Here is a 6,479-nt window from a genome sequence, read left to right as displayed (position 1 = left end):
ATGTCTGGTCGACAGGCCGCGTGTCGGATCGGGGAGTTCCCATGGAGAGTATCGGAACGCCGACCGAGACATCGTCAGGCACTTATTCCGAGAAAACCCTGGCTCAATGAGTCGGGGTTTTTTCATGTCTGGCCAATCGCGCAGGGCGCCGGTTCCTCGTGAGAGTCCGGGGCGCTGCTGTTCTCGGGCTGCGTCGGGTCGGTCCGGGCCTTCGTCGGGGGCGCCGAGGATGCTGGAGGGATGAGGGGCGCGTGTGTCGGTAAGGAGCGACAGACTGGCCTAGCGCGACGCGTTTCGGGGGTGGCCACGGCAATAGTTGGCGGCTAGGCTGGGAGGGTATTGACGCGGAAGCCGACACATCTCAGGAGGAGATACCATGATGACACAGCAGATCCTGCGCAAGATCGCCCTGGCGAGCTTCATCGGCATGACGGCCTTCGGCCTGGCCGCCTGTGAAGAGGAGGGGCCGGCAGAAGAGGCCGGTGAAAACATCGACCAGACCATGGAAGAGGCTGGTGAAAGCGTGGATGAAACCATGGACCAGGCCAGCGACTCCGTCGAGGAGGCGGGCGACAGCATCGCCGCGACCGCCGACGAGGGCATGGAAGAAGCCGGCGAGGCCGCCGACGCGACGGGCGATGCCATCGAGGGCGCCGCCGACGAGGGCATGGAAGAGGCCGGTGAGGCCGCCGACGCGACGGGCGATGCCGTCGAAGGCGCCGCCGACGAGGGCATGGAAGAGGCCGGTGAGGCCGCCGACGCCACGGGCGAGGCCGTCGAAGAGGCGGGTGACAGCGTCGAGGACGCCGCCGACGAGGCCGATTCAAGCTACTGAGTCGGAGTGGCGCTTCTGATGTGAAGCGTGACACGCAAAAGGCCGGGCTTTCGCCCGGCCTTTTGCGTTATGGCGCGAGTCGGAGCCTGTGCCCGGGAATTTCCGGCGCCGCGGCAGTTCCGCTAGAATGAGCGTTTTTCCCGGCAAGGGCGCATGCATGACCATTGGTGACCTGATCCGCCTGTTGAGCGATGGCGAATTTCATTCCGGCGAACAGCTGGGCGAGCGGCTGGGCGTGTCCCGCGCGGCCGTCTGGAAGCAGCTGCGCAAGCTGGAGTCGCTGGGGATTCCCATGGAGGCGGTGAAAGGGCAGGGCTACCGCCTGGCCGAGCCGCTGGAGCTGCTCGACGGCGCCACCATCGTGGCCGGCCTGTCGCGGGAGGTGCGTCAACACGTCAGTCGCCTGTTCGTCGAGGAGACGCTGCCCTCGAGCAACCTGTTCCTGCGCGAGCGCTTCGCGCAGGGGGCGGGCCACGGCGAGATCTGTCTGGTGGAGCAGCAGAGTGCCGGTCGTGGGCGCCGTGGGCGCACCTGGGTGACGCCCTGGGGGCGGACCCTGATGTTCTCGATCGGCTGGCGGGTGGAGTCCGGGGTGGCCGCTCTCGAGGGGCTCAGCCTGGCCGTCGGTGTCGTGCTGGCCCAGGTGCTGGAGCGCCATGGGGTGCGGCCTCGCCTCAAGTGGCCAAACGACGTGCTGCTGGAGACAGAGTCTGGCGAGCTGGGCAAGCTGGCGGGCATCCTGGTCGAGCTGACGGGGGATGCGACGGGGCCCTGCGAGCTGGTGGTCGGCATGGGGATCAACGTGGATTTGCCGCTGGCGTTCCGGGAAGGGATCGAGCAGCCGGTGGGGGCGGTCCGCGACCAGGCCCCGGGGCTGTCGCGCAACCAGCTGGCCGTGGAGCTGTTCGACGGCCTGATGCCGCTGCTGGCAGAGTTCGAGCATCAGGGCTTCGGTGCCTGGCAGGAAGCCTGGAATGCTCGGCATGCCTTCGCCGGGCGTGAGGTGGACATCATCCGCGGTGAACGCCGCGAGCCGGCGATCGCCGAGGGGGTCGATGCGGCGGGCAACCTCTGGGTGCAAGGGGAGGGCGGTCGCGAGCGTCTCGCCGGGGGCGAGATCAGCGTGCGGGGGCGGTAATGATCCTGGACCTGGATATCGGCAACACCCTGTCCAAGTGGCGGCTGAAGGATGCCGAGAGCAGCGAGATCCGTTCGCGCGGAGCCGTGTGGACGCGCGAGGAATGGCGCCCCGGGGCCGACATCCCCGATCTCGACGTGGTCGAGGCGGTGAGGATCTCCAGCGTGGCGCGCAAGGCGGTGCTGGCCCAGACCGTGGCTCTGCTGCAGCGTCGGGTGCGCAGCGTGCATGTGGCGCGCTCGGAGCCCGAGGCGCTGGGGGTCACCAACGGCTATCAGGAGCCCGGCAAGCTGGGGGTGGACCGGTGGCTGGGCGTGCTGGCCGGCTATCAGCTGGCGGGCGGCTGCTGCACGGTCGACTGCGGCAGCGCCATCACCGTGGATTTCGTGCTGCCCGGCGGGCAGCATCTGGGCGGCTATATCCTGCCCGGACTCCGGCTGATGAAGGAAAGCCTCAAGCTCGGTACGCGCAACGTGGCGATCGATCCCGACAGCGAGGCCGACGCGCTGCTGGTGCCGGGCGAGCGCACGGTGGAGGCCGTCAATCATGGCATCTACATGGCGGCGGTGAGTGCGGTGAATCGGATCTACAGCGAGGTGTGCGACCGCGAGGGGGTGTCGCTGCCGCTGCTGCTGACCGGGGGGGATGCCCGGGTGGTCTCCCGCGGGGTGCAGGTCCCGCATGCCGTCTGGCCGGACATGGTCTACGGCGGGCTGGAGGCCTGCTTTCCGCTCACGGCGGCGGAGCGGGCGGGCCGGATGTCCGGGGCGCCGACGGTGCCGCGTCGGGTGCCGCTGGAAAAGATTCGCGCAGGGCTTGCGTTCTCCATGCTGCTTTGACACAATGCGTCGCGTTCTAGGGGAGCAGGCGAGCCGAGGCCGCCGTGCCATGCTTCAAGAAGATTGGTAAAACAATCACTTGACACCGAGAACGGGAGCGGTAAAATGCTCCGCCAGTTGGAGGGGTTCCCGAGTGGCCAAAGGGAGCAGACTGTAAATCTGCCGCGAAAGCTTCGAAGGTTCGAATCCTTCCCCCTCCACCAGGTTTGGCCGCACTCGTCGAGGCGGGTGGTGGCAGCAAGAGCGGGCAGGCGGGCATAGTTCAATGGTAGAACCTCAGCCTTCCAAGCTGATGATGCGGGTTCGATCCCCGCTGCCCGCTCCAAGCTAAGGTTTTGCTCATGTAGCTCAGGGGTAGAGCACACCCTTGGTAAGGGTGAGGTCGACGGTTCAAATCCGTCCATGAGCTCCAAATTGAAAAGGCGAGCGCGAGCTCGCCTTTTCTCTTTCCCTGGCCGGTGCGAGAGAGGCTGGATCAGGGGTTGTCAGTACGGGCGGCATTCGCTATGATGGCGCCCGCTGTCGCTGAGGCCTCCCGCAAAGGGCGGTCGCGGAAGCAACAGGCCAGTAGCTCAATTGGCAGAGCAGCGGTCTCCAAAACCGCAGGTTGGGGGTTCGATTCCCTCCTGGCCTGCCAGTCTTCCCCAGGCTGGTGAGATTTCTTTTGTCTTTCATGTTTCGATTGCCGCACCTTGAGGAGTCTCGTTTTCATGAAACATAACGCCGAGGTGCAGGAGACGCGCCACGACGGTCTCAAGTGGGCGGTTGTCGTTACCCTGCTGGTTCTTGCCGTGGTCGGCAACACCTATTTTGCCGATCAGGCGCTGCTCTATCGCGTGCTTGGCGTCGTCGCCCTGAGCGTGGTGGCGGCGCTGGTGGCGCTGACCACCACCAAGGGGCGTGAGCTGGTCGAGCTGGCCCGCAGTGCCAAGAAGGAAATTCAGCGCGTCGTCTGGCCCAGCCGTCCCGAGACCGTGCAGACCACCGCCATCGTGCTGGTCGCCGTTCTGGTCGTGGGCCTGGCGCTGTGGCTCATCGACACGCTGCTTGGCTGGGCCATGTCCGGCGTCATTGGTTAGGAGTCTTCATGTCCAAGCGTTGGTACGTCGTTCACGCCTACTCCGGCTTCGAGAAGCATGTCATGCGCTCGCTCATCGAGCGCGTGAAGATGTACGGCATGGAAGATCGCTTCGGCGAGATCCTGGTGCCGACCGAAGAAGTCGTCGAGATGCGTGACGGCAAGCGCCGCAAGAGCGAGCGCAAGTTCTATCCCGGCTATGTGCTGGTCGAGATGGAAATGGATGACGAGACTTGGCACCTGGTCAACGAGACTCCGCGCGTCATGGGGTTCATCGGTGGCACCAAGGAGAAGCCGGCGCCGATCACCCAGCGGGAGGCCGATGCCATCCTCAGCCGGGTCAAGGACGGCACCGACAAGCCGCGCCCCAAGACGATGTTCGAGCCGGGTCAGTCCGTGCGCGTCATCGACGGCCCGTTCGCCGACTTCAACGGCGTTGTCGAGGAAGTCAACTACGACAAGAGCCGTCTGCAGGTCAGCGTGCTGATCTTCGGCCGCGCCACGCCGGTCGAGCTGGAGTTCTCCCAGGTCGAGAAGGAATAACCTTCCTCTCGCCAAGCAGACTTTCGTGACGGCCGCCGAGAGCGGCCGTCTTAACCGGGGAGCCGCAAGGCGCTATCACCCATCTGGAGTAAATCATGGCCAAGAAAGTACAGGCTTACATCAAGCTGCAGGTTGCAGCCGGTAAGGCCAACCCGAGTCCCCCCGTGGGCCCCGCGCTGGGTCAGCACGGCGTGAACATCATGGAGTTCTGCAAGGCGTTCAACGCCGAGACCCAGAACCTCGAGGCCGGTCTGCCGACGCCCGTCGTCATCACCGTGTACTCCGACCGCAGCTTCACCTTCGTCACCAAGACGCCGCCCGCAGCCGTCCTGCTGAAGAAGGCCGCTGGCATCAAGTCCGGCTCCGGTGAGCCGAACAAGAACAAGGTCGGTACCGTGACCCGCGAGCAGCTGGAAGAGATCGCTCAGGCCAAGGAGCCGGATCTGACCGCTGCCGACCTCGACGCCGCGGTGCGTACCATTGCCGGTAGTGCCCGCAGCATGGGCCTCAACGTGGAGGGCCTCTGATCATGGCTAAGCTCACCAAGCGCGCTCAGCAGATTCGCGAGAAGGTCGACCCGAACAAGGCGTACTCCCTCGAGGAGGCCGTGGCCCTGCTCTCCGAGCTGTCCACCGTCAAGTTCAACGAGTCCGTTGACGTCGCCGTCAACCTGGGGGTCGATCCGCGTAAATCCGACCAGGTCGTGCGTGGCGCCACCGTCATGCCGAACGGCACCGGCAAGGACGTGCGCGTTGCCGTCTTCACCCAGGGTGCCAACGAAGAAGCCGCCAAGGAAGCCGGTGCCGACATCGTCGGCATGGACGACCTGGCCGAGCAGGTCAAGAAGGGCCAGCTCGACTTCGACGTGGTCATCGCCTCGCCGGACGCCATGCGCGTCGTCGGCCAGCTGGGTCAGATCCTCGGTCCGCGCGGCCTGATGCCGAACCCGAAGGTCGGTACCGTGACCCCGGACGTGGCCACCGCCGTCAAGAACGCCAAGGCCGGTCAGGTGCGTTTCCGTACCGACAAGAACGGCATCATCCACGCCACCCTCGGCAAGGCCGACTTCGACGCCGACGCCATTCGCGGCAACCTCGAAGCCCTGATCGCCGACCTGAAGAAGCTCAAGCCGAGCACTTCCAAGGGCGTGTATTTCAAGAAGATTTCCCTGTCCACCACCATGGGCCCGGGTCTGACCGTCGATCACGCTGCGTTCGTCTAACGCCGCGATCGACAATCGAGCAAGAACTTTGCGGTCCCCGTGCACGACATCGATGCGAGTCGGCGGGGCATCGTCAAAGACCGCAGGTGCCGCCTCGCTGCCGAGGCGGCTTAATCGTCCCTCGGGACCGCCTGCGCAGATGGTGTGGCCGCCAGATATCTGGTGAGCACCATCACCCAGGACCCCCGGCCCGCGGCCTCATGGCCCGGCCGGGGGAGATGGTAACCACCGGAATCCTCTGCGGAGATTCCGGCACGAAGGAGTGATCACCGTGCCACTAGCACTCGAAGGCAAGAAGGCCATTGTTGCCGAGGTCAGTGAAGCGGCCAAGGATGCTCTCTCCGTCGTCGTTGCCGACTCTCGTGGCGTCTCGGTCACCAAGATGACCGAACTGCGCAAGCAGGCCCGCGAGAATGGCGTCCAGATCCGTGTTGTCCGCAACACCCTGGCACGCCGCGCCCTCGAAGGCACTCAGTGGGAGTGCCTGAACGAGTCTTTCGTGGGTCCGACTCTGCTGGCCTTCTCCACCGATCATCCGGGCGCCGCCGCCCGTCTGTTCAAGGAGTTCGGCAAGTCCGAGGAAGACTTCGAAGTCAAGGCGCTGGCATACGAAGGCGAGTTCATCCCGGCGAGCGATCTCGACCGCCTGGCAAGCCTGCCGACCTATGACGAGGCCATCGCGAAGCTGATGTCCGTCATGAAGGAGGCTTCTGCCGGCAAGCTGGTTCGTACCCTCGCCGCGCTGCGTGACCAGAAGGAAGGCGAGGCCGCCTGAACGGCGAACTCGACCTCCTCTCGCGAATCGAATATTGAATCACCGAGTC

General features: G+C 65.2%; 8 protein-coding genes and 4 tRNA genes. All 12 read left to right on the top strand.

Features of this window, described 5'->3' with window-relative positions:
* Positions 1 to 376: 376 nt before the first annotated feature.
* Positions 377 to 835, top strand: coding sequence for a hypothetical protein (locus UYS_RS18705; RefSeq protein WP_016856435.1), 459 nt, complete (start codon positions 377 to 379; stop codon positions 833 to 835).
* 157 nt (positions 836 to 992) lie between these two features.
* Positions 993 to 1,973, top strand: coding sequence for a biotin--[acetyl-CoA-carboxylase] ligase (locus tag UYS_RS0215505; RefSeq protein WP_016856434.1), 981 nt, complete (start codon positions 993 to 995; stop codon positions 1,971 to 1,973).
* Positions 1,973 to 2,812, top strand: a complete 840-nt coding sequence (locus UYS_RS0215500; RefSeq protein WP_016856433.1) for a type III pantothenate kinase — start codon at positions 1,973 to 1,975, stop codon at positions 2,810 to 2,812. The genes UYS_RS0215505 and UYS_RS0215500 overlap by 1 nt, the downstream gene beginning before the upstream one ends.
* Positions 2,813 to 2,931: 119 nt before the next feature.
* Positions 2,932 to 3,015 (top strand) — tRNA-Tyr (locus UYS_RS0215495).
* A gap of 48 nt (positions 3,016 to 3,063) precedes the next feature.
* Positions 3,064 to 3,137 (top strand) — tRNA-Gly (locus tag UYS_RS0215490).
* A gap of 12 nt (positions 3,138 to 3,149) precedes the next feature.
* Positions 3,150 to 3,224, top strand: a tRNA-Thr gene (locus tag UYS_RS0215485).
* A 149-nt stretch (positions 3,225 to 3,373) separates the two neighbouring features.
* Positions 3,374 to 3,449: transfer RNA gene (locus UYS_RS0215480), tRNA-Trp, on the top strand.
* A 73-nt stretch (positions 3,450 to 3,522) separates the two neighbouring features.
* Entirely contained in the window at positions 3,523 to 3,891 is a 369-nt protein-coding gene (gene secE / locus UYS_RS0215475) for a preprotein translocase subunit SecE (RefSeq protein ID WP_016856432.1), read from the top strand.
* 8 nt (positions 3,892 to 3,899) lie between these two features.
* Positions 3,900 to 4,433: a transcription termination/antitermination protein NusG gene (nusG, locus tag UYS_RS0215470; protein WP_016856431.1), complete on the top strand. Its 534-nt coding sequence runs from the start codon at positions 3,900 to 3,902 to the stop codon at positions 4,431 to 4,433.
* A gap of 95 nt (positions 4,434 to 4,528) precedes the next feature.
* Positions 4,529 to 4,960 (top strand): 50S ribosomal protein L11, encoded by a 432-nt coding sequence (gene rplK / locus UYS_RS0215465; protein ID WP_016856430.1) that lies wholly within the window; start codon positions 4,529 to 4,531, stop codon positions 4,958 to 4,960.
* A gap of 2 nt (positions 4,961 to 4,962) precedes the next feature.
* Positions 4,963 to 5,655, top strand: coding sequence for a 50S ribosomal protein L1 (rplA, locus tag UYS_RS0215460; RefSeq protein WP_016856429.1), 693 nt, complete (start codon positions 4,963 to 4,965; stop codon positions 5,653 to 5,655).
* A gap of 271 nt (positions 5,656 to 5,926) precedes the next feature.
* Positions 5,927 to 6,430, top strand: coding sequence for a 50S ribosomal protein L10 (gene rplJ, locus UYS_RS0215455; RefSeq protein WP_016856428.1), 504 nt, complete (start codon positions 5,927 to 5,929; stop codon positions 6,428 to 6,430).
* The last annotated feature ends 49 nt before the right edge of the window (positions 6,431 to 6,479 follow it).

The organism is Halomonas smyrnensis AAD6 (genome assembly GCF_000265245.1).
GTDB lineage: Bacteria > Pseudomonadota > Gammaproteobacteria > Pseudomonadales > Halomonadaceae > Halomonas > Halomonas smyrnensis.
This window is presented reverse-complemented; position numbering and strand designations above follow the sequence as displayed.